General features: G+C 67.9%; 20 protein-coding genes. 15 read left to right on the plus strand and 5 right to left on the minus strand.

The genetic code is table 11. The features are described from left to right. The first annotated feature begins 429 nt into the window (after positions 1-429). The 3 genes from V5F26_RS02740 to V5F26_RS02750 all read left to right on the plus strand — a co-directional run bounded on the left by V5F26_RS02740 (position 430) and on the right by V5F26_RS02750 (position 4,654). Entirely contained in the window at positions 430-2,418 is a 1,989-nt protein-coding gene (locus tag V5F26_RS02740) for a M23 family metallopeptidase (RefSeq protein ID WP_234053091.1), read from the plus strand. A 163-nt stretch (positions 2,419-2,581) separates the two neighbouring features. Continuing rightward, complete coding sequence (locus V5F26_RS02745; RefSeq protein WP_394947652.1) at positions 2,582-3,511, plus strand: hypothetical protein; 930 nt, start codon at positions 2,582-2,584, stop codon at positions 3,509-3,511. Between the two features lie 180 nt (positions 3,512-3,691). After that, a complete protein-coding gene (locus tag V5F26_RS02750; RefSeq protein WP_394947653.1) occupies positions 3,692-4,654 on the plus strand; it encodes a hypothetical protein in 963 nt (320 codons plus the stop codon). 625 nt (positions 4,655-5,279) lie between these two features. Here V5F26_RS02750 and clpB read toward each other — a convergent pair. Next, positions 5,280-7,913 (minus strand): ATP-dependent chaperone ClpB, encoded by a 2,634-nt coding sequence (gene clpB, locus V5F26_RS02755; protein ID WP_394057945.1) that lies wholly within the window; start codon positions 7,911-7,913, stop codon positions 5,280-5,282. A gap of 335 nt (positions 7,914-8,248) precedes the next feature. Between clpB and V5F26_RS02760 the strand changes: the two genes are divergently transcribed. The 4 genes from V5F26_RS02760 to gyrB all read left to right on the plus strand — a co-directional run bounded on the left by V5F26_RS02760 (position 8,249) and on the right by gyrB (position 12,885). After that, positions 8,249-9,085 carry an MOSC domain-containing protein gene (locus V5F26_RS02760; protein WP_394947654.1) on the plus strand — a complete coding sequence of 279 codons (837 nt, stop codon included), beginning with the start codon at positions 8,249-8,251 and terminating at the stop codon, positions 9,083-9,085. Positions 9,086-9,189: 104 nt separating this feature from the next. Next, the gene (locus V5F26_RS02765) at positions 9,190-9,726 is read left to right on the plus strand and encodes an arsenate reductase ArsC (RefSeq protein ID WP_234053096.1); all 537 of its coding nucleotides are present in this window, start codon (positions 9,190-9,192) and stop codon (positions 9,724-9,726) included. A 64-nt stretch (positions 9,727-9,790) separates the two neighbouring features. Then, positions 9,791-10,405, plus strand: coding sequence for a LysE family translocator (locus tag V5F26_RS02770; protein WP_234053097.1), 615 nt, complete (start codon positions 9,791-9,793; stop codon positions 10,403-10,405). Positions 10,406-10,458: 53 nt separating this feature from the next. Beyond that, a complete protein-coding gene (gene gyrB, locus V5F26_RS02775) occupies positions 10,459-12,885 on the plus strand; it encodes a DNA topoisomerase (ATP-hydrolyzing) subunit B (protein WP_394057951.1) in 2,427 nt (808 codons plus the stop codon). 32 nt (positions 12,886-12,917) lie between these two features. Here gyrB and V5F26_RS02780 read toward each other — a convergent pair whose 3' ends face one another. After that, positions 12,918-13,688: a DUF429 domain-containing protein gene (locus tag V5F26_RS02780; protein WP_394947655.1), complete on the minus strand. Its 771-nt coding sequence runs from the start codon at positions 13,686-13,688 to the stop codon at positions 12,918-12,920. Between the two features lie 97 nt (positions 13,689-13,785). Here V5F26_RS02780 and ligA point away from each other — a divergent pair, with 97 nt between their 5' ends. From ligA to V5F26_RS02805, 5 genes are all read left to right on the plus strand, one after another. Continuing rightward, positions 13,786-15,927, plus strand: a complete 2,142-nt coding sequence (gene ligA / locus V5F26_RS02785) for an NAD-dependent DNA ligase LigA (protein ID WP_394947656.1) — start codon at positions 13,786-13,788, stop codon at positions 15,925-15,927. 191 nt (positions 15,928-16,118) lie between these two features. Beyond that, entirely contained in the window at positions 16,119-16,916 is a 798-nt protein-coding gene (locus V5F26_RS02790; protein WP_394947657.1) for a (Fe-S)-binding protein, read from the plus strand. An 11-nt stretch (positions 16,917-16,927) separates the two neighbouring features. Next, positions 16,928-18,370: a LutB/LldF family L-lactate oxidation iron-sulfur protein gene (locus tag V5F26_RS02795; protein WP_234053102.1), complete on the plus strand. Its 1,443-nt coding sequence runs from the start codon at positions 16,928-16,930 to the stop codon at positions 18,368-18,370. Next, a complete protein-coding gene (locus V5F26_RS02800) occupies positions 18,367-19,050 on the plus strand; it encodes a LutC/YkgG family protein (protein ID WP_394057959.1) in 684 nt (227 codons plus the stop codon). The genes V5F26_RS02795 and V5F26_RS02800 overlap by 4 nt, the downstream gene beginning before the upstream one ends. 153 nt (positions 19,051-19,203) lie before the next feature. Then, positions 19,204-19,920 (plus strand): alpha/beta hydrolase family protein, encoded by a 717-nt coding sequence (locus V5F26_RS02805; RefSeq protein WP_234053104.1) that lies wholly within the window; start codon positions 19,204-19,206, stop codon positions 19,918-19,920. A 533-nt stretch (positions 19,921-20,453) separates the two neighbouring features. Here the strand turns inward: V5F26_RS02805 and V5F26_RS02810 are convergent. From V5F26_RS02810 to V5F26_RS02820, 3 genes are all read right to left on the minus strand, one after another. After that, positions 20,454-20,759 (minus strand): branched-chain amino acid transport AzlD family protein, encoded by a 306-nt coding sequence (locus V5F26_RS02810; RefSeq protein WP_234053105.1) that lies wholly within the window; start codon positions 20,757-20,759, stop codon positions 20,454-20,456. Further along, positions 20,749-21,462: an AzlC family ABC transporter permease gene (locus tag V5F26_RS02815; protein ID WP_234053106.1), complete on the minus strand. Its 714-nt coding sequence runs from the start codon at positions 21,460-21,462 to the stop codon at positions 20,749-20,751. Before V5F26_RS02815 ends, V5F26_RS02810 begins: the two co-directional genes overlap by 11 nt. Positions 21,463-21,526: 64 nt before the next feature. Further along, positions 21,527-22,480, minus strand: a complete 954-nt coding sequence (locus V5F26_RS02820) for a LysR family transcriptional regulator (RefSeq protein WP_394057962.1) — start codon at positions 22,478-22,480, stop codon at positions 21,527-21,529. A gap of 127 nt (positions 22,481-22,607) precedes the next feature. On the opposite strand from V5F26_RS02820, the gene V5F26_RS02825 reads away from it, so the two are divergent. The 3 genes from V5F26_RS02825 (at position 22,608) to glcF (ending at position 26,818) form a co-directional block, all read left to right on the plus strand. Continuing rightward, a complete protein-coding gene (locus V5F26_RS02825; protein WP_394947658.1) occupies positions 22,608-24,131 on the plus strand; it encodes an FAD-linked oxidase C-terminal domain-containing protein in 1,524 nt (507 codons plus the stop codon). 14 nt (positions 24,132-24,145) lie between these two features. After that, the gene (gene glcE, locus V5F26_RS02830; RefSeq protein WP_394947659.1) at positions 24,146-25,351 is read left to right on the plus strand and encodes a glycolate oxidase subunit GlcE; all 1,206 of its coding nucleotides are present in this window, start codon (positions 24,146-24,148) and stop codon (positions 25,349-25,351) included. Positions 25,352-25,522: 171 nt separating this feature from the next. Beyond that, complete coding sequence (gene glcF / locus V5F26_RS02835) at positions 25,523-26,818, plus strand: glycolate oxidase subunit GlcF (protein WP_394947660.1); 1,296 nt, start codon at positions 25,523-25,525, stop codon at positions 26,816-26,818. The last annotated feature ends 43 nt before the right edge of the window (positions 26,819-26,861 follow it).

The raw sequence follows: 26,861 nt of genomic DNA on the forward strand, positions 1-26,861 counted from the left end.
GGACAAATCGCGGCTGCACAGCACCGAAAGCACGCTCGTGCAACGGGTTTGCCGCTGTGGAAAAATTCGCAGCAGGTCAGCTTGCGCCACAGGCGGTCGCGCGAACTTTCGGAAATCGAGGTCAGGGTCGGCGGGTCGCGCGTGCGCGCGCGTTCTCTATTTTCTGCGCACCTTCGGAAGTCCGGAGAGCGTTCACGAAAACGTGGAAGGCACGGAGACAGAGGGCATCGGCGGGCGTGCGAAGGGACGATGCGGCAACGCGTTACGAGGCCGCGCCATGCTTTCGCCGCGAGTCGAGGATCTCATCCGGCCTGCTTGACGATGCCGGGGTTGCGTTGACGAGGGCAGTGTCGAGAGGCATTGTCCGCGCACCTGCAAGAGATGCGTCGCGGGACGAAACGGTGCGCCGCAGCGACCTGAAGGGACGGAATGTATCAACGACGATCAGCAGCCGCTTGGCGCGATTCCGGAAGCGCGGCCGGTCTCGGTGAGGACCCGCCGCTTGGCGTCGATGGCGACGAGGAAGAGATTGATCGGCGCCGTGTTTCGGTGCGCTGGTTCGCTGCGACGCTGCTGACGGCACTGTGCGGTTCGTTCCTGATGGGAGGCGCGGTCTATGCCGCGCTCGATGGTGAACACCGCCTGGCGCTTATGCCGGAAAAGATTCGCACCACCCTGCGCAACGCGCTGGCTGTCGGTGAGCGGCCCACGAATGCTTCCCGGAAGGGCGATCGCATGTCGCTACTGAGCGACAGCTCGAACGCGCGGCAGACGTTCCGGGTTTCCACGGCCACCAAGGTGGGCGACCGTGAGATCATCAAGGTGCGGCCCTTCACGCGCGTGGCCGCCAACTTAGCCATGTCGACCACGTCGGTGTCGGCCAATATTCCCCGTTTCAACCCCGCGCAGCTGGTGGCCGATTCCACGGCCAGAGAGGAAGCCGCCCCGCAGGCGGAGCCGACCGGCGAGGTGACGGTGGTGATGCGCGAGCTGACTTCGGTTCCGCCCCATACGAAGCTGGGCGCCACGGTCCCCATGGAGAGCGTGCTGGTTAAGGTCCGGGAGATCGCGGAGCTGGCGCGTAGCCAGCCGGGCGTGCTGCCGGAGGCGATCGTCGGTACCAGCGCGCATTTCTCACCCAATGCGCCCTATCTGTCCTACGCCAGCGTGGGGCAGGATCTTGGTGCCGCCGCAGCACCGGCCCCCCGGGACAATATCAGCTTCGTGCCCAAGACTTCGGCGGAGACGTCTGGCGGCAATGACTGGTCGGACACGACCGTGGTGGTGAAGAAGGGAGACACCATCGTCTCCATCCTCACCGATGCGGGCGTGTCAAAGGAGGATGCCCGCGCGCTGGCAGCCGCATTCAAGCGCGGCAAGGATGGCATTGTGAAAGACGGGCTGCGGCTGCGCATGCTGCTGCAGCAGGAGGGCAGCCGGATCCTGCCGCTGCGCGTCTCGCTTTTCAGCGATTCGGGTCACGAAGGCACCATTGCGCTGTCCGACCGCAACGAGTTCGTGAACGTGCCGGAGCCCGCCGAAACGGAGATGGCCGGCGTTTCCGAGGATGCAGACGACGACAGCGGGCCGGGCGTGCGCCTCTACGAGAGCATCTATGAAACGGCCCTGCGCAACGAGGTGCCCCGCTCGGTGATCGCGGATCTCATCCGGGTCTACTCGTTCGACGTTGATTTCCAGAAACGTGTGCGCTCGGGCGACAATTTCGAGGTGCTGTACTCGGACGACCCCTCGGGCAATAACGAGGTGCTGTTCGCGGCTCTTACCCTCGGCAATGACACCAAGCGCTACTACCGTTTCCAGACATCGGATGATGGCGTCATCGATTATTATGACGAGGACGGCAAGAGCGCGAAGAAGTTCCTGGTGAGAAAGCCGCTGAGCGGCGGCATCATGCGCTCTCCCTTCGGCTATCGCCGACATCCCATCCTGGGCTACTCCAAGCTTCACACGGGCGTTGACTGGGCGGACGCCATCGGCACCCCGATCTATGCCGCCGGCAATGGCACCATCATCTATGCCAACTGGAAATCCGGCTATGGCAAGCACACGGAGATCCAGCACGCCAACGGCTATGTCACCACCTATTCGCACCAATCGGGCTTTGCCCGTGGCATTCGCGAGGGGATGCAGGTCCGCCAGGGGCAGCTCATCGGCTATATTGGCTCCACCGGCCTGTCGACCGGCCCGCATCTGCACTACGAAGTGAAGATCAACGGCAATTTCGTGGATCCCATGCGCATCAAGCTGCCGCGCGGGCGCGCCCTTTCGGGCAAGTTCCTGGCGGAGTTCGGCAAGGAGCGCGAACGCATCGATGCCCTGATGAACCACGGGCCGGTGCCGCCCAAGGTGGCTGGCGTTTCCGCCTCCGGCAAACCGGCGCGCGAAGCGAGCAACTGAGGACCATTCGCGCGCGGCGGATCCCGCTTCGCAGGAGGCGGGGGAAGTGCACCGGGCGCGGCGCCACGCCGCCGCGTTTCGGGCCGTGTGGTGCAGGAAAGTCATTTCCTGTTCGCCTCCGGGAAGCGAGAATGGACGCCTTGCATCCTGACAAGAGCATCCCATGACCCGCCTCGCCCGCCGCACCCTTTGCGCCGCCCTGCTTGCCGCCGCCCTCCCCTTCGTGTGCCAGCCGCTCGCCGCAACGGCCGCCCCGGTGGATGATTATTTCGCGGTCCGCGACAAGGCCATCGCCACGGCCCTTGCCGCGGCGAATGCGGGCAAGAATGGCGACGACGATGTCATCAAGGCGGAAGAAGCCGCGCGCCAGGACCTGGCCAAGCGCATGTCAGCCTTGGTTGGGCCCCTTAAGCTGAAGGGCTTGGGCAACCCCACTTATACCCTCGACGTCTTCGTTTACGGCGACGACCTGGGCACCACCCAGCTCGACGGCATGGCGCTGACCGACAAGAACGAAACCACCCGCGTGGTGGTGACGCCGGAGCCGGTGCTGCAAGCCTGGCTCACCGCGCGCGCCAAGGACAAGGACGCTCCCGCCGCAGCGCGAGGAGGCCTCAAGGCGCTTCCCAATACCGCCTATCTGGTCAACAACAGCATCGTTAATCCGGGCGGCGGCTTCATTCCCTATACCGCCCTTGCCGTGACCGCCGCGCCGGGGGAAACGGCCTATGCCAATCTCGGCCTCTACACCGATGAAGCCCCGGCCGACACCCCTCCCAATACCATCGTAGTGGTGCGGGTGGCCGATGGACGGGCCGTTCTAGGCATGATGCCGGTGACCCTAGACGCGAAGGTGCCGGCCGTCTGCACGCAGGTCTGGAAGCCCTACGATGTAAAAATTCAGGCGCTCCTGAAGGCGACTGAGACGGTAAGCGACCTGGAGGATCCCCGCTTCGCGGAGCTGTCGAAGCTGGAGGAGGAAGGCGCCGCCGCCTTCCAGGCCTGCTTTGCAAAGGCCCCGGAAAGCCAAGCAGCCCTCGCCGCGGCGACCAAGCGCGCCGAAGCCTTTCTCGACACCCTGCGCGGCCGGTGACAAAGCCGCTCCCCGCTGCGTCAATGGCGCGGCGGGGAGCTGGCGGAATTTGGTCCCCTCAGCGCTTGGATTTCGCGCGGGTCGGGCCAGAATGCCGGAACGGCAAAGGCCGCGGCGCCGCGGCGATGATTCCCTTTTTCGAACTCTGCCCGCTTTTCTCGAACGCGCCAGGAGGCCGACATGAGCCGGATCGCACAGCATCGCCCCGCCCCCCAGCTCTGCCGGCGTGGCTTGGCCCGTCTGGCGGCGGCAACCCTGGTGGCGGGCCTTGCGCTCTTGCCAGGCATGGCGACGCCAGCGGGGGCAGCCACCGTCGAAGATTACATCGCGGCACGCGACAAGCTCGCGGCTGAGATCGCCGGCGCGGTCCGGGCCGGTGAGAGCGAGGACGCTGTGGACAGGCGCAATGCCGCCGCCGTCAAGGATCTCCAGGCGCGCATGGAAGCCTTGCTGGGTCCGGTGTCGTTCCCCGGCACACAAAGCACGCCCATCTTCCTGCCCACCACGCTCATTCCCGAATTCCTGGAATCGCAGCAGCCGGACGGCCTGCTATTCTCCAGCGACGATTATCTGACCCGCGTTTTCATCTCGCCCGAGCCGGTGTTTCTCAACTGGCTCGGCAACCGCGGCAAGGCTCCGGACGCCCCCGCCGCCCTGCGCTCCGGCATGGGCGACGCCATGGGCTCCGGGCCGCTCTACAATGCGGTGATGGGTGCCGATGCGGCCTTCGTGAAATACATGGACCTGCCGGTGGCGGCCGGGACGGGGGAGAGTGTCAATGCCGCCCTCGGCCTGTTCACCCAGACGGGCGCCCAGAACGATGCGCCCAACACCATCGTCTTCACCCGCGTGGCCGACGGGCGCGTGGTGGTGGGTGCCACCGAGGTGAAGGAGGATATTCCCCCCTTCCCGGCCTGCGACAAGATCTGGGACAGCTTTGAGGACAAGGCCAAGGCGCTGATCGTCGCCGCCGAGAAGTCGAAGAACGACCAGGATCCGCGCTGGCAGGAATCCACCAAGGTGGAGGAGGAAGGCGCGGCGGCCTATCGCGCCTGCTTCGTGAAGGAGGCGCCGGCCCAGACCTTCTTCCAAGAGGCCACCAAACGGGCGCAGGAGCTGCTCGCGACGGCGCGCGGCAAATAACGCGACACCTGAGGATGTGGGCAGCATAAGATCCCGCTCGCGCCGCCCGGAAAGAGGCTGCGCCGGCCGGCACGTTCCTGAGGATGCGGTCCAACGCCGCTTCATCCATGTGGTCGCGCGGGGATGAAGCCTCATCGCGGATGCCCGAGGGCGGAGCGCGTTTGCGGGCGAGCGGTGCGCCGCGCCCCGGCGGAAATGGTCGCCCGGCTCGCAAAAGCGGCGGCACGGCCCGTCCGAGAACCGACAGCACGCCAGGGAAGCGAATGGCGTCTTCCAGCGACTGGCGGAATGCCCGCAACGCACTTTCCGCCATGGCGAATATCGCTGCGAGCGGCGGAGCCGGTGAGGTCCCGTCTATCGGCCAGAACGCGTGTCGTTCAAGACGCGTGTCGGGCAGGCCGCGCTCGAAAATCTCCGGCGCCGGCAGAAGCTCCATCGCGATGGGCATCGTCCGTGTCCGGCCTGACCATCTTCAACAGCCTGACTAAGCCGTTGTCTCCACGCGAAGCGCAATTCCCCGCGTTCGAGACGCCTTGGCCGTCGCGACACAGTGGCCATGGCGAAAAAAAGGCCCTCCCGCAAGGGAGGGCCTCGTTATCTTCAGCCTTACAGCTCAGCCGCCGGGTCAGGCCGCCTCTTCCACGCTGGTCGCCTCGCCCAGGAAGGTGAGGTGGCCATCTTCCAGGCCGATATGAACCGTGGTGCCATCCAGGATGTCGCCGGCGAGGATCTTCTCGGCGAGCGGGTCCTGAACCAGCTTCTGGATGGTCCGCTTCAGCGGACGCGCGCCATAGGCAGGGTCATAGCCCTTCTCGGCCAGGAAGTGCCGCGCCTCCGGCGAAAGGTCCAGGGTGATCTTGCGATCCTCCAGGAGCTTCTTCAGGCGGCCCATCTGGATATCGACGATGGAGTCCATCTGCTCCCGCTTCAGGCGGTGGAACATGACGATCTCGTCGATACGGTTGATGAATTCGGGGCGGAAATGGTGCCGCACCGCGTTCATCACCAGGTCATAGGCCTCCTCGTCGGACACCACCTCTTCCTTGCCGTCCACCTTGAAGCCCATGGGCTGGCGCGGATCGGCCAGGAACTCGGCCCCGAGGTTCGAGGTCATGACGATGAGCACGTTGCGGAAGTCCACCGTGCGCCCCTGCCCGTCCGTCAGGCGCCCGTCGTCGAGCACCTGCAGCAGGACGTTGAAGACGTCCGGATGGGCCTTCTCCACCTCGTCGAACAGCACCACCTGATAGGGCCGGCGCCGCACGGCTTCGGTGAGGGCGCCGCCCTCGTCATAGCCCACATAGCCGGGAGGGGCACCGATGAGCCGGCTCACGGAGTGCTTCTCCATGTATTCCGACATGTCGATGCGCACCATGGCGGTCTCGTCGTCGAACAGGAACTCCGCCAAAGCCTTGGTGAGCTCCGTCTTGCCGACGCCGGTGGGGCCGAGGAACAGGAACGAGCCGATGGGCCGGTTCGGGTCCTGGAGCCCGGCGCGAGCCCGGCGCACGGCGGTGGAGACGGCGGCAACCGCCTCCGACTGGCCAACCACGCGCTTGGCCAGCTCCAATTCCATGCGCAGCAGCTTCTCGCGCTCGCCTTCCAGCATCTTGTCCACCGGCACGCCGGTCCAGCGGGAGACGACGCCGGCAATGTGGCTGGGCGTCACCGCCTCTTCCACCATGCCGCCGGCCGCGCCCACCTTCTCGATCTCCGCCAGGCGCTTCTCCAGCTCGGGGATCACCGAATAGGTGAGCTCGCCGGCCTTCTGGTACTCGCCCTGGCGCTGCGCGGTCTGAAGATCGGCGCGGGCCTGGTCGAGCTTGGCCTTGACGGTGGTCGCCTCGCCCAGCTTCTCCTTGTCCGACTTCCACTTGGAGGTGAGGACGGCCGCCTTCTCCTCCAGCTCCGCCAGCTCCTTTTCAAGCTTGGCGAGGCGGTCCTTGGAGGCGGTGTCGGTCTCCTTCTTCAGGGCCTCCTGCTCGATGCGCAGGCGGACGATCTCACGGTCGAGATTGTCCAGCTCCTCGGGCTTCGAATCCACCTGCATGCGCAGGCGGGAGGCGGCCTCGTCCACGAGGTCGATGGCCTTGTCCGGCAAGAAGCGGTCCGTGATGTAGCGGTTGGAGAGCACCGCCGCCGACACCAAGGACGAATCCGTGATGCGCACGCCGTGGTGCAGCTCATACTTCTCCTTCAGGCCGCGCAGGATGGAGACCGTATCCTCCACCGTGGGCTCGGAGACGAAGACGGGCTGGAAACGACGGGCCAGGGCCGCGTCCTTCTCCACATGCTTGCGATACTCGTCGAGGGTGGTCGCGCCGACGCAGTGCAGCTCGCCGCGGGCAAGGGCGGGCTTCAGCAGGTTGGACGCATCCATGGCGCCATCGGTCTTACCGGCGCCCACCAGCGTGTGCATCTCATCGATGAACAGGATGATGCCGCCTTCGGCCGACTGCACCTCGTTGAGCACGCTCTTCAGGCGCTCCTCGAACTCGCCGCGATATTTCGCGCCGGCGATGAGGGAGCCCATGTCGAGGGCCAGCAGGCTCTTGTTCTTCAGGCTCTCCGGCACGTCGCCGTCGACGATGCGGCGGGCGAGGCCCTCCACGATGGCGGTCTTGCCGACGCCGGGCTCGCCGATGAGCACGGGATTGTTCTTGGTGCGGCGCGCCAGGACCTGGATGGTGCGGCGGATCTCCTCGTCGCGGCCGATGACCGGGTCGAGCTTGCCGTCGCGCACGGCCTGGGTCAGGTCGCGGGCATACTTCTTCAGGGCGTCATAGGCGTTTTCGGCGGTGGCGGTGTCCGCGGTGCGGCCCTTGCGCAGGGCCTCGATGGCCGAATTCAGGGCCTGGGGTGTCAGGCCGGACTTGGCCAGGATCTTGCCGGCCTCGGTGTCCTTCTCGATGGCGAGGGCGAGCAGCATGCGCTCGACGGTGACATAGCCGTCACCCGCCTTCTTGGCCGCCTGCTCGGCGGTCTCGAAAACCTTCGCGATGGGCTGGGAAAGGTAGACCTGCCCCGAGCCGCCGGAAACTTTCGGCAGCTTGTTCAGCGCCGCTTCCACATCGGCGCGCACCAGCGTGGGATTGCCGCCCGCACGCTGAATGAGACCGGAGCACAGGCCCTCGGGATCATCCATCAGCACCTTGAGCAGATGCTCCGGCACGAACTGCTGATGGCCTTCCCGAACCGCCAGCGACTGGGCCGACTGGACGAAGCCACGCGCGCGCTCGGTGTAGATGTCGAAATTCATGTATCTCCTCCTTCTCGCGTCCCGTCACCTTCTGGCGAAGCATGCGGAACACGCTGGGGCGCGGCCCCGGTATCCCCGGCAACCGCCGCGCGAGGCCTCCCCGGTTTCCCGTGGCCTTCCTTGCGCCGAAGCTCATGTGGGTGTGACTTGGCGGCAACGGAAGAGGGGTCGGCGACGAAATCGAGAATAACAGCCCCGTCCCCGCTTGCCCCTGGATTTGCCCCAGAATCGCACCCGAGCCCCGCCCCTGATCTCCATGTTGCCGGAGAGGAAAACGGGTTGACGCGCGCGCCGCCGGATGGGAACCGCAGGCAGCTTTGCCCCGAGGCTCCGCCATGCCCATCGCCGCCCCATCTCCCCTCGCCCCCATCGTGACAGACCTTGCGCCCGCTACCGTCGCCGCGCTCTACCGCCACCCGGTGAAGGGCCTTTCGCCCGAGCCGGTGGAGCGGGTGCGGCTCACGGCCGGCGCCTTCTTTCCGGTGGATCGGCTCTATGCCGTCGAGAACGGCCCCAGCGGCTTCGATGCCGCCGCCCCCTCCTACCGGCAGAAGACCGCCTTCCTCATGCTCATGCGCGACACCCGCCTCGCCGCGCTGGAGAGCCGCTATGACGAGGCGAACTGCATGCTCAGCCTGTGGATGGAAGGCGTGGAGGCGGCCCGCGGCGACCTCTCCACGGAGGAAGGGCGCGCCCATATCGCCGCCTTCCTCACCTTCTATATGGGCGAGGAGGCCCGCGGCCCGCTGCGCGTGCTGACGGCGCCGGCGGGGTTCCGCTTCACCGATTCCCTGCGCTCAGGCTTTGTCTCGCTGCTCAATCTCGCCAGCGTGCGGGACCTTTCCGAGCGCATGGGGGCGGAGCTGAGCCCGCTGCGCTTCCGCATGAACATCCACATCGATGGCTGGCCCGCCAATGCCGAGCTGGAGCTGAAAGGCCGCGAGCTGGACATGGGCGGGGCGCGGCTGGCCATCCTGAAGCGCACGGAGCGCTGCGCCGCCGTCAATGTGAACCCGGAGCGGGCCGTGCGCGACCTCAACGTGGTGAAGGCCCTGATGCAGGCCTATGGCCACGCCGATTGCGGCACCTATGCGAAGGTCGTGCGCTCGGGCGAGGTCCGCATCGGCGACAGCGTCCGCATTGTGCGCCCCGAGGACCCGGATCGCGAATGACACAAATACGTTGAAGAGCAGCGCTATATGCTGCGAACAGGCGGCTTGCGCCGACCGCGGCGACGCGAATGGCCGCTTCAGAGCACGAACACCAGGGGGAAGCGATGTCGGACACGGCGGCCACGGGACACGTCTATAATGTGCTTTTCCTGTGCACCCGCAACGCTGCCCGCTCCATCATGGCCGAGGCGATCCTGAACAAGGACGGGCACGGGCGCTTCCGCGCCTTTTCCGCCGGCACCCATCCGGGCAATGGCGTGCACCCGCTGGCCATCCTCACCCTGCACCGCTTCGGCTATCCCACCCAGGGGGTGCGGCCCAAGAGCTGGAACGAGTTCGCCAAGCCCGATGCCCCGCAGATGGACTTCATCATCACCGTCTGCGACGACGCGGCCGGGGAGGAATGTCCCGACTGGCCCGGCCACCCCATCACCGCGCACTGGGGCATCGAGAACCCGGCGCTGGTGGAAGGCACGAGCGTCGAGAAGGAAGCCGCCTTCAACCGCGCCTTCCATTATCTGAAGACCCGCATCTCCGTGTTCGATGCCCTGCCGGTGGCGAGCCTCGACAAGATGGCTCTTCACACCCGGCTCCTCGCCATCGGCCAGCTGGAAGGCGCCAGCGCCGCCGTGCGCGCCTGATCGCATCGGCGCGTACCGGGGGCAGGAGGCTTGACGTTCCGGCCCGCACAGCGCACTAGAGGGCATGGAACCGGCAAGCCTCGCTTTTTTCGCGGCCGTGCTGGCACTGGGCGCCGCAAGCCCCGGTCCGGCAGTGGTAGCCGTGGTGACGCGCACGCTCGCCCGTGGCCGCAAGGGTGCGCTTGCCTTCATTCTGGGCCTGGCCTGCGGTGATGTGCTGTGGCTGGGCTGCGCGGCCCTGGGCCTTGCGGCCCTGGCGGCTTCGCTCGGCAACCTGTTCTTCGTGATCCGCCTCGCCGGCGCCGTTTATCTGCTCCATATGGCCTGGCGCCTGTGGACGGCTCCAGCTCCGGCCGCCGATGAGGCTCCGGCACCCGCGCCGCAATCGGGGCTCGGCCTTTATGGCGCGGGCCTGGCCCTTTCCCTGGGCAATCCGAAGACCATGGCGTTCTATCTCGCCCTGCTGCCCACCCTGATGGATCTGACCTCCGTCTCGGCTCTGGGCTTCGGCGAAATGAGTGCCCTCGCACTGGTGATCGTGACCCTGGTCCTGGCCGCCTATGTGCATCTGGCGGACCGCGCGCGGCGCTTCATCGCCTCGCGCCGCGCCATGCGTGCCTTGAACCGCGTCTGCGGCGCCGCCCTGGCCGGGGCGGCGGTGAGCGTCGCCACCAAATAACCGCGTGTTTGCGCTAGATTCGCAACACGCTGCAAACCGATTCGAGACCCGATATGGCCGAACCCGTGCCCGCACAGTCCCCCGACGATTACGGCGCCCAATCCATCCAGGTTCTCAAGGGCCTGGATGCGGTGCGCAAGCGTCCGGGCATGTATATCGGCGACACCGACGACGGCTCGGGCCTGCATCACATGGTCTACGAGGTGGTGGACAACGCCATCGACGAGGCACTGGCCGGCTGGGCCCATGAGGTCACCGTCACCCTCAATGCCGACGGCTCGGTGACCGTGACCGATGACGGGCGCGGCATTCCCACCGACCTGCACCCGGAAGAGGGCGTCTCGGCGGCTGAGGTCATCATGACCCAGCTGCACGCGGGCGGTAAGTTCAACCAGAACTCCTACAAGGTTTCCGGCGGCCTGCACGGGGTGGGCGTTTCGGTGGTGAACGCCCTTTCCACCTGGCTTGACCTGACCATCTGGCGCGATGGCAAGGAACACTTCATGCGCTTCCGCCATGGCGATGCGGAAGCCCCCCTGAAGGTGGTGCGGGACGCGCCCGAGCACGCGCGCGGCACCAAGGTTACCTTCCTGCCGAGCCCCGAGACCTTCACCAAGATCGAGTTCGACTACGCCACCCTCGAGCACCGGTTGCGCGAGCTGGCCTTCCTGAATTCCGGCGTTCTCATCGTTCTGACCGACGCGCGCGGCCCCGAGCCGAAGCGCGAGGAGCTGCACTATGAAGGCGGCATCGAGGAGTTCGTGAAGTATCTCGACCGTTCCAAGACCGCGCTCATCCCCAAGCCCGTGGTGATCCGCGCCGAGCGTGACGGCATCACCGTGGAGGCTGCGCTTTCGTGGAATGACGGGTACCACGAGAACGTACTGTGCTTCACCAACAACATTCCGCAGCGTGATCGCGGCACCCATTTCACCGGCTTCGCCGCGGCGCTGACCCGGCAGGTGATTGGCTATGCCACCGCCTCCGGCATCGCCAAGAAGGAGAAGGTGGACCCCACCGGCGAGGATTGCCGCGAAGGCCTCACCGCCGTGCTCTCGGTGAAGGTGCCGGATCCGAAATTCTCCTCCCAGACCAAGGACAAGCTGGTGTCCTCGGAAGTCCGCCCGGTGGTGGAAAGCTTGGTGGGCGACGCGCTGAGCACCTGGTTCGAGGAAAATCCCGGCGAGGCCAAATCGGTGATTGGCAAGGTGGTGGAAGCCGCCGCCGCCCGCGAGGCCGCCCGCCGCGCCCGCGACCTCACCCGCCGCAAGAGCCCACTCGACATCGCCTCCCTGCCCGGCAAGCTCGCGGACTGCCAGGAGCGCGACCCGGCCAAGTCCGAACTGTTCCTGGTCGAGGGTGACTCGGCTGGCGGCTCCGCCAAGCAGGGCCGCGACCGCGCCTTCCAGGCGGTATTGCCCCTGCGCGGCAAGATCCTGAACGTGGAGCGCGCCCGGTTCGACAAGATGCTGTCTTCCGAGCAGATCGGCACGCTCATCACAGCGCTCGGCACCGGCATCGGCCGCGACGACTTCGACCTTTCGAAGCTGCGCTACCACAAGATCATCATCATGACCGACGCGGACGTGGACGGCGCCCACATCCGCACCCTGCTGCTCACCTTCTTCTTCCGGCAGATGCCGCAGATCGTGGAAGCGGGAAACCTCTTCATCGCCCAGCCGCCCCTTTACAAGGTCACCCGCGGCAAGTCCGAGACCTACCTCAAGGACGAGAAGGCGCTTGAGGATTACCTGACCACCGCCGGCCTGGAGGAAGCCTCCCTGCGGGTGGCCAATGGCGAGGTGCGCATCGGGGCCGACCTGGCGCAGCTGGTGGAGGTGGCGCGCCACTTCCGCGGCACGCTGCACGCTCTGCACCCCCGCTACAACCGGGCGGTGGCCGAACAGGCCGCCCTGGCGGGCGCGCTCTCCACCGCCGTGGCCTCCGACATCGAGCATGCGGGCCGCGCCGCCGAACGCGTGGCCGAGCGCCTCAACACCCTGGCGGAAGAAACCGAGCGCAGCTGGACCGGCACCGCGGACGAGACCGGCTTCACCTTCTCCCGCATGGTGCGGGGCGTGCAGGAAGTGGCGCGGCTTGATGCCGCCTTCATCACCTCGCCGGAGGCGCGCCGGCTGGACACCCTCTCGCAGGAACTCGAAGGGGTATTCACCGAAGCCGCCACCTTGAAGCGCAAGGGTGACGAGGCGCTCCTGCACGGCGCGGTCGACCTGTTCGACGCCGTCACCGACGCCGGCCGCAAGGGCCTCTCCCTGCAGCGCTATAAAGGCCTGGGCGAGATGAACCCGGAGCAGCTCTGGGAAACCACCCTGGACCGGAACGCCCGCACCCTGCTGCAGGTGAAGGTGAAGGAAGTGGACGCGGCCGACGACCTCTTCAACCGCCTGATGGGCGACGTGGTGGAACCACGCCGCGAATTCATCCAGGAAAACGCCCTGCGCGCCAGCGTGGACGTGTAAGGCCCCCCTGCGACCGCACGAAGCGACCGCCGTCAGGGGGCGGTCGGGGTTTCATCAGGAATCCATATGGCGGCGGTCTCATCGCCATATGGTTGGGCCCGCCCTTCCAGCGCCTCGATGCCCACCCACGCGCAAACGACGGCATCAAGCTGGTCCTCGTAGGCCTTCAAGGCGGCTCCGCGCGCACTCGCATCCGGCAACGGCAGCGCCGACAGAACGCCGGCAATGCGCTCCTCCAGCTTCCGCGTGATGACGCGCCATGTCTCCAGCAGGCGCACCCGGCGCTCCGCGATCGGCAGACCCGGCCAGTAGCTCCGTGTCCTGCCGGCCTTGTAGGGCAGCCGTTCGCGCGCTCCGGTCAGGCTCAGCAGCGCCGGATGGGGGTAGACCTCGATGAGGCAAGGCGGCGAAACACGGGTGGTGCACAGAGCGTAGCCGTCTTGCATCAGTCGCGCCTGAAGGTCGCGGCCCACGGCGCCCGGCCGCGTCGCGCTCGGCGTGTGTGTCGCGCACTTCCGGGTGCCATAGGCGCGTGACACCGCGTCGTCCGCCGCCCGCCGGCCCGTGATAGGCGCACGCGACAGGGGCATGTCCACCGCGACCACGGCCGGCGGCGCCCCCGCAAGCCGGCCAGCCGCCGCCGTCAGCGAGGCGGTTTCCCCGGTGGCTTCAAGAAAGGCACCGTAAGAGCCGGCGACCAGGTTCAGACGCCACTGACGGCCCTCCCGCGACACCACGGCAACGCCGCTCGGATTGGACGGGGTCCAGGCGGCATCGATGCCCAAAACCGCAAGATCCGTCATGGCCTCCCCTGGCGCGCGGGCAAAACGTGCAAGACTCGCCTCGCGATATTGCCGCGTACTTTCGGCTTTGCCAGAAAGGGGCACCAGAGGGAACAGCATGACCACGTCCAGCCCGCAGACCTTCCGCTCCGTCGCCGCCGGGGAGCTCACCGCTGATCAGGCGGCCGCCGAGCACAAGGCTCTCGCCCTGGAAATCGCCAGCCACGACGCCGCCTATTACCGCGAAGACGCCCCCCTCATCTCGGACGCGGACTATGATGCCCTGCGCCGGCGCTATGAGGAGATTGAGCAGCGCTTCCCGGCCCTCGTGGGCGCCGACAGCCTGTCGAGGAAGGTCGGCGCCGCGCCGGTGGAGAAGTTCGGGAAGGTCACCCACCAGGTGCCCATGCTCTCGCTGGCGAATGCCTTTACCGATGAAGAGGTTGAGGAGTTCGTGGGCCGGGTGAAGCGCTTCTTGGGCCTCAGCGAAAGCGAGGAAGTCGCCTTCACGTCCGAGCCCAAGATTGACGGCCTCTCCTGCTCCCTGCGCTATGTGCAGGGCCGCCTCACCGTCGCCGCCACACGCGGAGATGGGTCCGAGGGCGAGGACGTGACTGCCAATGTGCGCACCATCACCGAGATCCCCCAGGAGATCACCGGCGCCGATGTGCCCGACATCATCGATGTGCGCGGCGAGGTCTATATGGCGGTGGCCGATTTCGAGGCGCTGAACGCCCGCCAGGAGGCCGCCGGAGAGAAGGTGTTCGCCAATCCGCGCAATGCCGCCGCCGGATCCCTGCGCCAGCTCGACCCTTCCGTCACCGCCGCCCGGCCGCTGAAATTCTTCGCCTATGCCTGGGGCGAGGCCACCACTTTGCCCGCCGACACCCAGATGGGCATGGTCGAGACCTTCGCGCGCTGGGGCTTTCCCACCAATCCGCTGACGGTGGTTGTGAAATCCGCCCGCGAGCTGGTCGCCCATTATCACGGCATCGAGGAGCGCCGCGCCACCCTCGGCTATGACATTGACGGCGTCGTCTACAAGGTGAACGCGCTGGAGCTGCAGCGCCGGCTCGGCTTCGTGTCGCGCTCGCCGCGCTGGGCCATCGCCCACAAATTCCCCGCCCAGCAGGCCGTGACGCTGCTGGAGGATATCGAGATCCAGGTGGGCCGCACCGGCGCGCTCACCCCCGTGGCGAAGCTCGCGCCCATCACGGTGGGCGGCGTCGTGGTGTCCTCCGCGACCCTGCACAATGAGGACGAGATCCAACGTAAGGACATCCGCATTGGCGACACGGTGGTGGTGCAGCGCGCCGGCGACGTGATCCCCCAGGTGGTGCGGGTGCTGGAGGATCGCCGGCCCGAAGGGGCCACACCCTATGTGTTCCCCACCCTCTGCCCCGTCTGCGGCTCCCATGCCGTGCGTGAGGTGGATACCAAGACCGGCAAGATGGATGCGGTGCGCCGCTGCACCGGCGGCCTCATCTGCCCGGCCCAGATGGTGGAGCGCCTGCGCCACTTCGTGTCCCGCAACGCCTTCGATATCGAAGGGCTGGGCGAGAAGCAGGTGCAGGCCCTCTATGAGTGGGAGCTCATCCGCTCCCCCGCCGACATCTTCACCCTGGAGGAGCGCAACACCGCCTCGCTCCAGCGGCTGGAGAACCGGGAGGGCTGGGGCAAGACCTCCGTTAAGAACCTGTTCGCGGCCATCCAGTCGCGACGGCAGGTGGCGGTGGATCGGTTCGTGTTCGCCCTCGGCATCCGCCATGTGGGAGAGACCAACGCCAAGCGCCTCATGCGCCATTTCGGCACCGTGGAGGCACTGGAAGAGGTGGCGCTCGCCGCCGAAATGCCCGGCGAGGTCCATCCCAAGGGCAATGCCGCATGGCAGGAGCTGATCGCCATCGACGGCATCGGCGACGTGGTGGCGGAAGCGGTCATCGAGTTCTTCGGCGAGCCCAATAATCGCGAGGTGCTGAAGGCCCTTCTCGCTCATGTGACGCCGGCGCCCATGGAAGCGGTGGCGGCGGCGAGCCCCGTTTCCGGCCAGACCGTGGTGTTCACCGGCTCGCTGGAGCGCATGACCCGTGACGAGGCCAAGGCCATGGCTGAGCGGCTGGGGGCGAAGGTGGCGGGTTCCGTCTCCGCCAAGACCAATCTGGTGGTGGCCGGCCCCGGCGCCGGCTCCAAGCTGGAAAAGGCCCAGGCCCTGGGCGTGAAGGTCATCACCGAGGACGAATGGTTCGAGCTGGTGGGCTGACCCCCATGGTTTCCACCGCCGGCGGCGAGGTGGTATAGGATCGTTCCAATGTGAGCGGCAGCGCGCCGGCCAAAGGCGCGCTGGTGGCGCCCACGCGGGGGGCTTGTTCCCCCAAAGGATCGCATCTTTGCGGACCGCGTCTTCGTGAACCGCCCACCGCCTCACTCGAAACGCCAGAGCGCCGAGCTGCCATGACCTCCTTCACCGGTCCCGCCTCTTCCGCACACGCCCGCCCGCCGCGCGTGGGGCTGTTCTGCACCTGCCTCGTGGATACTCTGCGCCCGTCGGTGGGGTTCGCGGCGGCCAAGCTGCTGGAGGAGGCCGGCTGCGAGGTGGACGTCCCGCGCCAGACCTGCTGCGGCCAGCCCGCCTTCAATTCCGGCGATCGCGCCACCGCCCGCGCTTTGGCGGAACAGACCATCGCCGCCTTCGAGAGCTTCGATTACGTGGTGGCCCCCTCCGGCTCCTGCGCGGGCATGATGAAGACCCATTATGCCGAGCTGTTCGCCGGCGAGCCGGATGGGATGATCCGCGCCGAGCGTTTCTGCGCCAAGGTCTACGAGCTCGTCTCCTTCCTCGTTGACGTAATGGGCATGACCTCCGTCACCGCCCGCTATGAGGGCGTCGCCACCTATCACGACAGCTGCTCGGGCCTGCGCGAGCTCAAGGTGAAGGACCAGCCGCGCGCGCTGCTCGCCTCGGTGGAGGGCCTCACCCTCAATGAGATGGCGGATGCGGACACCTGCTGCGGCTTCGGCGGCACCTTCTGCGTGAAATATCCCGACATCTCCAACGCCATCGTGGGCAAGAAGGCGGACAATGTCGTGGCCTCGGGAGCCGACACCCTGCTGGCGGGGGATCTCGGCTGCCTCATGAACATGGCCGGCAAGCTCCAGCGCGAGGGGCACCAGATCGCCGTGCGCCATGTGGCGGAAGTGCTCGCCGGCATGGGCAACGGCCCCGCCATCGGCGTCGCGAAAAAGGATTGAGGAGAGAGGCCATGAGCATCGCCATCACCTCGCCCCAGCTGAAGGAAAACGCGGCAGAGGCGCTGAAGGACGCCCAGCTGCAGGAAGCCCTGGCCAAAGTGGGCCCCGGCTTCATCGGCAAGCGCGCGGCGGCCGCCGCCGCGATGCCGGAATTCGATGCCCTGCGCGACAGCGCGCGGGACATCAAGAACCACACGCTGGCCCATCTCGACCTCTATCTGGAGCGCTTCGAGGAGAAGGTCCGCGAGGCCGGCGGCCACGTGCATTACGCGGTGGATGCGGCGGACGCGCGCGCCATCATCACCGACATCTGCAAGCGCCTCTCCGCGAAGACGGTGACCAAGGGCAAGAGCATGATCTCGGAAGAGATCGGCCTCAACGACCACCTGGAAGCCCAGGGCATCATTCCGGTCGAGACCGATCTCGGCGAATACCTCATCCAGATCCGGCATGAGACTCCGTCCCACATCATCGCCCCGGCCATCCACCTCAACAAACGGCAGGTGGAAGCGGACTTCCGCCGCGTCCACACCGATTTGCCGGCGGACCGCGACCTCACCGAGCCCACCTCCCTGCTGGCGGAGGCGCGCGGTGAGCTGCGCCAGAAGTTCCTGGTGGCCGATGTGGGCATCACCGGCGCCAATTTCCTCATCGCCGAAACAGGCACCTCCGTGCTCGTGACCAATGAGGGCAATGGCGACCTCACCCAAACCCTGCCCAAGGCGCACATCGTGCTCGCCTCGCTGGAAAAGCTGGTCCCCACGCTGGAGGACGCCACCCAGCTCCTGCGCGTGCTCGCCCGCTCGGCCACCGGGCAGGACATGAGCGTTTACACCACCTTTTCCACCGGCCCGCGCCGGCCGCAGGATGGCGACGGGCCGGGCGAATACCACGTGGTGCTGCTGGACAATGGCCGCTCCGCCATGCTGGAGGGCGAACTGCGCGAGATGCTGCGCTGCATCCGCTGCGGCGCCTGCATGAACCATTGTCCGGTCTATCACGCCATCGGCGGCCATGCTTATGGCTGGGTCTATCCCGGCCCCATGGGCTCGGTGCTCACCCCGTCCCTCATCGGTGTGGAGAAGGGCGCCAACCTGCCCAATGCCTCCACCTTCTGCGGCCGGTGCGAGGAAGTGTGCCCGGTGCGCATTCCCCTGCCCAAGCTCATGCGCCATTGGCGGGAGAAGGAGTTTGAGCGCCATCTTACCCCCGCGCCCCAGCGCTATGGCCTGAAGGTGTGGAGCTTCTTCGCCACCCGCGGCTGGCTCTACCGGCCAGCGACCCGCCTCGCCATGGCGGCGCTGTCGCTGCTGGGGCGGAGCAAGGGCCGCTTTTCCAGCCTGCCGCTGGCGGGCGGATGGACGAAATATCGCGATTTTCCCGCCCCCGAGGGCGACACCTTCCAGGCCCAGTGGCGCGCCCGCAAGGCCTCCAGCCGGAGCAACGCGGCATGAGCACGTCCCGCGATATCGTTCTTGCCTCCGTTCGCCGCTCCCTTGGCGTCACCTCCGGGGAGGCGCCCCGCCGCCAGGCGGTGGATGACCGGCTGAAGGGCCACCCGGCCGGCGTGGTGCCCGCGCGCGGCCAGCTTGCGCCAGCCGAGCGGCTCGCTTTGTTCAAGGACAAGGTGGTGGCCGCCGCCGCCACCCTTGACCACCTGCCCTCCACTGCGGAGGTGCCCGGCGCCATCGCCGCCTATCTGCGCGCGCGCAACCTGCCGGCCACCCTGCTGCGCGGCGCCGACCCGCGCCTGGCGGCCCTGCCGTGGCAGAACGAGCCCCAGCTCGATGTCTGGATCGGCCCGTCCGACGGGCGCCAGCTGGTGGGTCTGTCCCATGCCCTCGGCGGGGTGGCCGAATCAGGCACGCTGGTGCTGCTCTCGGGCCCGGACAACCCGACCACCCTCAATTTCCTGCCCGACCATCACCTTGTGGTGGTGGATGCCCGCGACGTGGCTGGCGATTACGAGACCGTGTGGACCCGCATCCGCGCGCTGTTCCCCGAAGGGCCGCTCCCGCGCGAGGTGAACTGGATCACCGGCCCGTCCCGCTCGGCGGACATTGAGCAGACCCTGCTGCTGGGCGCCCACGGGCCGCGCAGCCTGCATGTTCTGCTGGTGGGGGAAGCCGGCTGAGCGGCCTTCACCCTTCGGAACATGATGCCTTCGCGCAACGGGTGGCTGGCAAAATGCCGCGACCGTCCAACTGTTGCCAGCGTTAACCAAACTTGGGTTGCCGCCCGGCCAAATTGGCGGCAGAACTCGATCAACACGATCCAGGGTGCCCAAATGCCATTGAGCTTGCGCTTCGCCGTGGCGCTGTTCGCAGCGCTGTTCCTCACCGTCACCGGACGACCCGCCGCCGCTCAAGGCACCCCGCACGTCTACCTCATGCGCGGCCTCGCCAACGTCTTCTCCTATGGCATGGATGATCTCGCGGCCAAGCTCAATGCCCGCGGCATTCCCGCCACCGTCTATGAATATGGCCAGTGGGAGCAGGTCGCGGCCCAGGCCTCGGCCGTGAGCAAGGCCGATCGCGGGTCGCCCATCATCATCATCGGCCATTCCCTCGGCGCCGATGCCGCGATTGAGGCCGGTGAGCGGCTGACCGCCCTCGGCACTCCGGCCAAGCTGGTGGTCACCTTCGATCCGGTCGGGGTCACCAGCGTGGGCGCCGCCTCCGGCAAGTTCGTGAACTACTACCAGTCGAACAACGGCTACGGGAAGCGCCTCACCGCCGGGCCCGGCTTCCGTGGCCGGCTCGTCAATCGCAATCTCGACAGCGTCGCCGCGCTCGATCATTTCAACATCGAGAAGTCGCCGGCCCTCCATTCGGAGGTCATCGCCTCGGTCCAGTCCCTGAAGGCGCGGCCGAAGCCGAAGCCGGCCCCCGCCGCCCCTGCCGTCGCGCCCTCCTCCCAGGCCGCGGCTTCCCCGGCGACGCCCGCTTCCGCCACCACCTCCGGCGAGCGCGCAGCGGCGGCCTCCAGCCAAAAGGCGATGTAAGTTCGAAGGGGCGGACGGCATTCCCTTTGGGAATGGACAGGACTTCCGCCGCCGCCATCCAGATAAAGGGCCGCGCCTCCCGGTGGAGGTTGCGGCCCTTGGCTTTTCCGGCCCCCCTCCTGGCGCTTTAGATCGAAAGGGAAGCGGGCTCTCCGGACCAAGGCACACCGCCTTCAATGAGGTGGAGCGTGTCCCATTCCCTGAAGCGTGGCGATGCGCCCGGCATCCGCCGGTGCGCCGGGAGATCCTGAAGGAGATTCAACCGGGGCGCGCCCCCTGGGCGCATGCCTTAGGGTCCCCGCCCACCATGCTCACCAGACAAACGCGCGTGCCCCTTGAGATCGCTTGCCCTTGAGATGGCGTGCTCCTGAGCCAGGTGCATCTTGGGATCCGGCAGCTCAAGGATCGGGTGACCCGGGCTCCTGGGGCTTGGCCTCAGAAGACGTGGTCCCAGGTGGCTAGGCCCAGGTGGCTGGGCTCAGGTGGCTGGGCTCAGGTGGCTGGGCTCAGGTGGCTGGGACAGAAGGCTGGGCTCAGGGCAGGAAGGCGCGGGTGGCGGCAGCCACGGCCATGGCGGCGGCTACGGGGATGATGTCGTTGCGCACCAGCTTCGCGGTGATCACGGCGGCGGCAAGGCCGGCAATCATGCCCTTGTCACCATGCACCGCGCCCGGCGCCAGCAGCGCCACCAGCACCGATCCGGGCAGGCAATCCAGCACCTTGCGCACCCGCGGCGTGACCGGGATGAGGCGCATGAGGAAGAAACCCGCCGTGCGGTTGAACACGGTGGCGAGGGCCATCACCAGGATGGCGAGCAGCGTGCCCCCATCAACGCTCATCGGTGAAGCCTCCGGCCAGGGCACCGGCCAGCGCGCCGATGACGATGAACCACCAGCCCGGCAGCAGGAAGGACACGACGATGGCGACCGCCGCCGCCACGCCCCAGCCCACCGCCTCGCGCCGGCCGCGCCAGTTGGGCAGCAGCATGGCGATGAAGAAAGCGGGCACCACCAGATCCACCCCCACGGCCTTCGGATCGGGAATGCCGCCGCCCACCACATGGCCGGCGAGCGTGCCGAGCACCCAGATGACCCAGGTGACGAACCCCGCGCCGATGAAATAGCCCACATCCCAGCCGCCCTGAGCGTGGTAGCGCATGGCGAGCGCCCAGTTGTTGTCGGCCAGCAGCACCAGCGAGGAATAAGACTGCCACGCCGGCAGCGGCGCGAACCAGGGCCGAAGCGAGGCCGCCATCAGCACGTGGCGCATGTTCACCGTCATGGTGAGGAAGCCGAGCGCCAGCAGCGAAGCGGCCGTCCAATGGGTGGACCAGCCCTCCAACGCCACCATCTGGGCCAGGCCCGCGAACACGAGGCCGCTGAACAGGCCGGCCTCGGCCAGGCTCAGCCCCTTCTGGGCAGCGGCGGCACCGAAGGCCATGGCGAACACCACCAGCCCCGGCATGAGCGGAAAGATGGTGCGCGCGCCATCAAGGCAGCCCGCGAGCGTGAGCGTGGTTTGGGTGTGGGCGGAGCGGGGCATGGGGACACGATGAAGCGGAGGGACAACCTTTATGGCCTGTCACGGCGCGCCGGCCAACCCGCTTTCACCCCTCGCCAGCCCCCGAAGCCTTCGCCATGCCGCCAAGCAGGGCGTCCAGCCCCTCGTCCCAGCTTGGCACCGGGCCGTATTGCGCCGCAAGATGATCGATGAACAGGCGCACCTTGCGCGGCAGGAACCGGCGCGAGGGATAAACGGCGAACACCCCGACCCGGTGGGACGCCCGCCACTGCGGCAGTACCACCTTGAGCGCCCCGGACCGCAATTGCGGCCCCACGTCCCAGGTGGAGCGCAGGGCGATGCCCACCGAGGCCAGGACGGCGGCGCGGACCACTTCGTTGGAATTGGTGCGCAGGGGGGCGCCGATGCGCAGCGTCACCGGCCCGTCCGGGCCTTCCAGCCGCCAGGGGTCCTGGCTGTGGGTGGCCAGCAGCACATGGCGCGAGAGATCGGCGATGGTGGCCGGCTCGCCCGCGCGGGCGAGATAATCCGGAGTGGCGCACAGCACCCGGTGCACGGGCGCCAGGCGCCGCGCCACCAGGCTCGAATCATCCAGGTCCGCGATGCGGATGGCGAGGTCGAACCCCTCGCCCACAATGTCCACGAACGCGTCGGTCAGCTCCAGGTCGATGGTGAGGCCGGGATTGGCCTCCAGCAGCGGGCCGATATGGGGGGCGATATGCATGCGCCCGAACGAGGTGGGCGCGGACACGCGCAGCAGGCCCCTCGCTTCCGCCGACCCATGGGCAAGCTGGTTCTCCGCCTCCTCCACCGCGGCGAGGATGGCCACCACGCGCTCGTAGAAGCCCTCCCCCGCCTCGGTCAGGGTCACCTTGCGGGTGGTGCGCTGAAACAGGCGGGTGCCGAGCCGCTCCTCCAGCCGCTGCACCCGCTTCGACACCACCGGTGGGGACAGCCCCAGCTCCCGCCCCGCCGCGGAAAGGCTGCCGGCGGTGACGATGCGAGCGAAAATCTCAAGGTCGGCCAGATTGTCGATCATGGGCGGCAGGGGCGCGATTTTTCCAGTTCTCCAACTCACTTTAGCCGCCACGGCAACAATCGGCGACGGATTTTCGCGCGGCAGGGATTATACTTGCTCCAAACACATCAGAACGGGAAACGCCGTAATGGGAGCGACGATCGAGGCCGCAGGGGCGCCGCGCCTCGCCATGCCGGAGCCGGACGCCGGCGTCATGGGCCGCCGCGCCGCCATCGTCGCGGACCTGCGGGCCATTGTGGGCGCGGGCGCGGTGATCGACCACGAGCGGGCCATGCGGCCGTATGAGTCGGACGCCCTCACCGCCCACCGTCAGCTTCCGCTCGCCGTGGTGCTGCCTTCGACCACCCAGGAGGTGGCGGCGGTGCTGAAATATTGCCACGGCAACCGCATCCGCGTGGTGCCGCGCGGCGCCGGCACCTCCCTTTCCGGCGGCGCGCTGCCGCTGGCGGATGCGGTGCTGCTGGGCCTGGCGAAGTTCACCCGCGTACGCGAGATCGACATTGCCAATCGCTGCGCGGTGGTGGAGCCGGGGGTCACCAATCTCGGCATCACCAAGGCGGTGGAGCATCTTGGCTTCTATTACGCGCCCGACCCCTCCTCGCAGATCGCCTGCACCATCGGCGGCAATGTGGCGGAGAATTCCGGCGGCGTGCACTGCCTGAAATACGGCCTCACCACCCACAATGTGCTGGGCGCCGAGCTGGTGCTGATCTCCGGCGAGATCGTGCGGCTCGGCGGCAAGCATCTCGACGCTGGCGGGCTCGATCTGCTCTCCGTCGTCATCGGCTCGGAAGGCCTGCTGGGGGTGGTGACGGAAGTCACCGTGCGCCTTCTGAAGAAGCCGGACACCGCGCGCGCCGTGCTGGTGGGCTTCCCCTCCTCCGAGCAGGCGGGGGATTGCGTGGCGAAGATCATCGCTTCGGGCATCATTCCCGCCGGCATCGAAATGATGGACAAGGACGCCATCGCCGCCGCCGAAGCCTTCGTGAAGGTGGGCTATCCGCTGGATGTGGAAGCCCTGCTGATCGTCGAGCTGGACGGGCCGGAGGCCGAATGCGCCCACCTGCTGGGGGCTGTGGAGGCCCTCGCCCGCGATTGCGGCGCCACCACGCTGCGCGTCTCCCAAAGCGAGGAGGAGCGGCTGGGCTTCTGGGCCGGGCGCAAGGCGGCCTTTCCGGCGGTGGGGCGCATCTCCCCCGACTATCTCTGCATGGACGGCACCATTCCCCGCCGCCAGCTGCCCTTCGTTCTGGCGCGCATGCGGGAGCTGTCCAGGAAACATGGCCTGCGCGTGGCCAATGTGTTCCACGCCGGTGATGGCAACCTGCACCCCCTCATCCTCTATGACGCCAACGCGCCGGGGGAGCTGGAGGCGGCCGAGGCGTTCGGCGCCGACATTTTGCGCCTGTGCGTGGAGGTGGGCGGCGTGCTCACCGGCGAGCATGGAGTGGGCATCGAAAAGCGCGACCTGATGCCGGAAATGTTCAACGAGACGGACCTGCTCCAGCAGCAGCGCCTGAAATGCGCCTTCGATGCCGAGAGCCTGCTGAACCCCGGCAAGGTGTTCCCCACCCTGCACCGCTGCGCTGAGATGGGGCGGCTGCATGTGAGCGGCGGCGCCCTGCCCTTCCCTGATCTGCCGCGCTTCTGAGGCCGCACGCGACCATGACCGAGCCCCTTTTCGCCCGCGACGAGCAGGATGTGGTGGAGGCGGTGGCCGCCGCCTGCGCGAGCGCCAGTCCCCTTGAGATCGCCGGCACCTCGTCCCTGCGCGCCCTGGGCCGCCTTTGCGCTGGCCGCGTGCTGGATGTTTCCGCCCTCAGCGGCGTCACGCTCTATGAGCCGGAAGAGCTGGTGCTCTCGGCCCGGTGCGGCACGCCGCGGCGGGATATTGAAGACATGCTGGCAGAGAGTGGCCAGATGCTGGCCTTCGAGCCCCTGGATCTCGGCCCCGTTCTGGGCACTGCGCCGCGCGCCGGCACGGTGGGCGGGCTGTTCGCGGTGAACCTGTCCGGCCCCCGGCGCCTCAGCGCGGGTTCGGCGCGCGACCACGCCTTGGGCCTACGCGCGGTGTCGGGGCGGGGCGAGCTGTTCAAGGCCGGCGGGCGGGTGGTGAAGAACGTCACCGGCTATGACCTGCCGCGCCTGTTCTCGGGCGCGTTCGGCACCCTGGGCGTCGCCACCGAGATCACCTTCAAGGTGCTGCCCCGGCCGGAAACGGAACAGACCCTGCTGCTCCACGCCCTTGCGCCCGCCCGCGCCGCCGAGGCGCTGAGCGCGGCCATGGGCTCTTCCTGCGAGGTCTCCGGCGCCGCTTTCATGCCGGCGGCGGTGGCGGCCCGGCTGCCGGGCCTTTCCGCCCGCGAGACAGTGGCCCTGCGGTTGGAAGGCGTCGCCCCCTCCGTGGCGGCGCGGCGCGAGATGCTGCGGCAGGCGCTCTCCGCCTTCGGCCCCACCGACGTGCTGGAGACCGACGCCTCCGCCCCCCTGTGGCGCGCGCTGCGCGATGTCGAGCCGTTCGCCGGACCAAGCGCGTGCGCCCTGTGGCGCATCTCCACCGCCCCCATGGCGGGGCCCGTTCTCGCCGCGCGGCTGTGCGCGGAGCTGGACGGGGAGGCATTCTGCGACTGGGCCGGCGGGCTCATCTGGCTTTCCCTGCCGAGCGAGGCCGCGTGGGCGGAGCGCGTGCGCGCCGTGCTGGCGCCTGAGGGCGGGCACGCGACGCTGATCCGCGCCACCGCCGCCGAACGGTCAAAAACCGCGGTATTCCAACCCCTCGACGGCGCCCTCGCCGCGCTAACCCACCGGGTGAAGGACAGCTTCGACCCCGCCGGCGTGCTCAATCGCGGCCGCATGCATGAGGGATGGTGACATGAACCTTCAGCCCACCATCCCCCGCGCGGCCCTTTCCGCCCAATGGCCCCGTGCCCCATACGGCCATGGCGCCTCCGCCGCGCGGTCAGGCCGCCGCTCTATCCCCGGTCGCGGGCTCCGCCGCCCCTCCACCGCTCTCCTTTGCCCCGTCGCGCCAGGACGCCGCTGATGCAGACCCATTTTTCCCTGGCGCAGCTCGCAGATCCGGCCATTGCGGAGGCGGATTCCATTTTGCGGGCATGCGTGCATTGCGGCTTCTGCACCGCCACCTGCCCCACTTATGTGCTGCTGGGCGACGAGCGCGACAGCCCGCGCGGGCGCATCTATCTCATCAAGGACATGCTGGAGGCCGGGCGGCCGGCCACCGAGGACGAGGTGGGGCCCATCGACCGTTGCCTGTCATGCCTGTCCTGCACGAGCACCTGCCCCTCGGGCGTCGATTACATGCACCTCGTGGATCAGGCCCGGGGCTATATCGCAGCCACCTATGAGCGTCCGGCGGCAGATCGGCTCATTCGCGCGCTCATCGCCCGCATCCTTCCCTATCCCCAGCGTTTTCGCCTGGCGCTGAAGGCTGCGGCCCTGGGCCGGCCCTTCGCCGGGCTGCTGGATCGCGGCGCCCTCAAGCCGCTGGCGGCCATGCTGCGCCTCGCCCCGCGCTCCACCGCGCGGACGATGGTGAAGGATGGCATCCATCCCGCGCAGGGGACGCGGCGGGCGCGGGTGGCGCTGCTGAAGGGCTGCGCCCAGGACGTGCTTCAGCCCTCCATCGACGCCGCCGCCATCCGCCTGCTGAACCGGCTGGGGGTGGAGGTGGTGCGTCTGGCCGACCAGGGCTGCTGCGGCGCGCTGGTGCATCACATGGGCCGCACCAATGAGGCCCACGGCTTCGCCCGGGCCAATGTGGAAGCCTTCAGCCGCGAAATGGAGCAAGGCGGGCTCGACGCCATCCTGGTCACCGCCTCCGGCTGCGGCACCACTTTGAAGGATTACGGCCACATGCTGCGCCGGGATCCCGCTTATGCGGAGCAGGCGGAGCGCGTCGCCGCCAAGGTGCGCGATATCAGCGAGTTTCTCGCCACCCTCGAACTGCCGACGCAGCCGCCGCGGGACCTGAAGGTCGCCTACCATTCCGCCTGCTCGCTCCAGCACGGGCAGAAGGTGAAGGCGCCGCCCGTGGAGTTGCTGCGCCGGGCGGGCTTCGAAGTGGTGGAGCCCATCGACCCCCATCTGTGCTGCGGCTCCGCCGGCACCTACAACATGCTGCAGAGCGACCTCGCCGAGGCCCTCAAGGCCCGCAAGGTGGCAACCCTGGAAGCCCGCGCGCCGGACCTGATCGCCGCCGGGAACATCGGCTGCCTCACCCAGATCGCCAGCGGCACCGAGCTGCCCGTGGTGCACACGGTGGAGCTGCTGGACTGGGCCCTGGGCGGCCCGCGCCCCGCCGCTCTCGGCCCGGGCTGAAAGCCGGCAGGCAACAGTTCGGCATCAATTCTCCGCAATTGTT

The sequence above is a fragment of the Xanthobacter variabilis genome, assembly GCF_043831965.2.
Classification (GTDB): Bacteria; Pseudomonadota; Alphaproteobacteria; order Rhizobiales; family Xanthobacteraceae; genus Xanthobacter.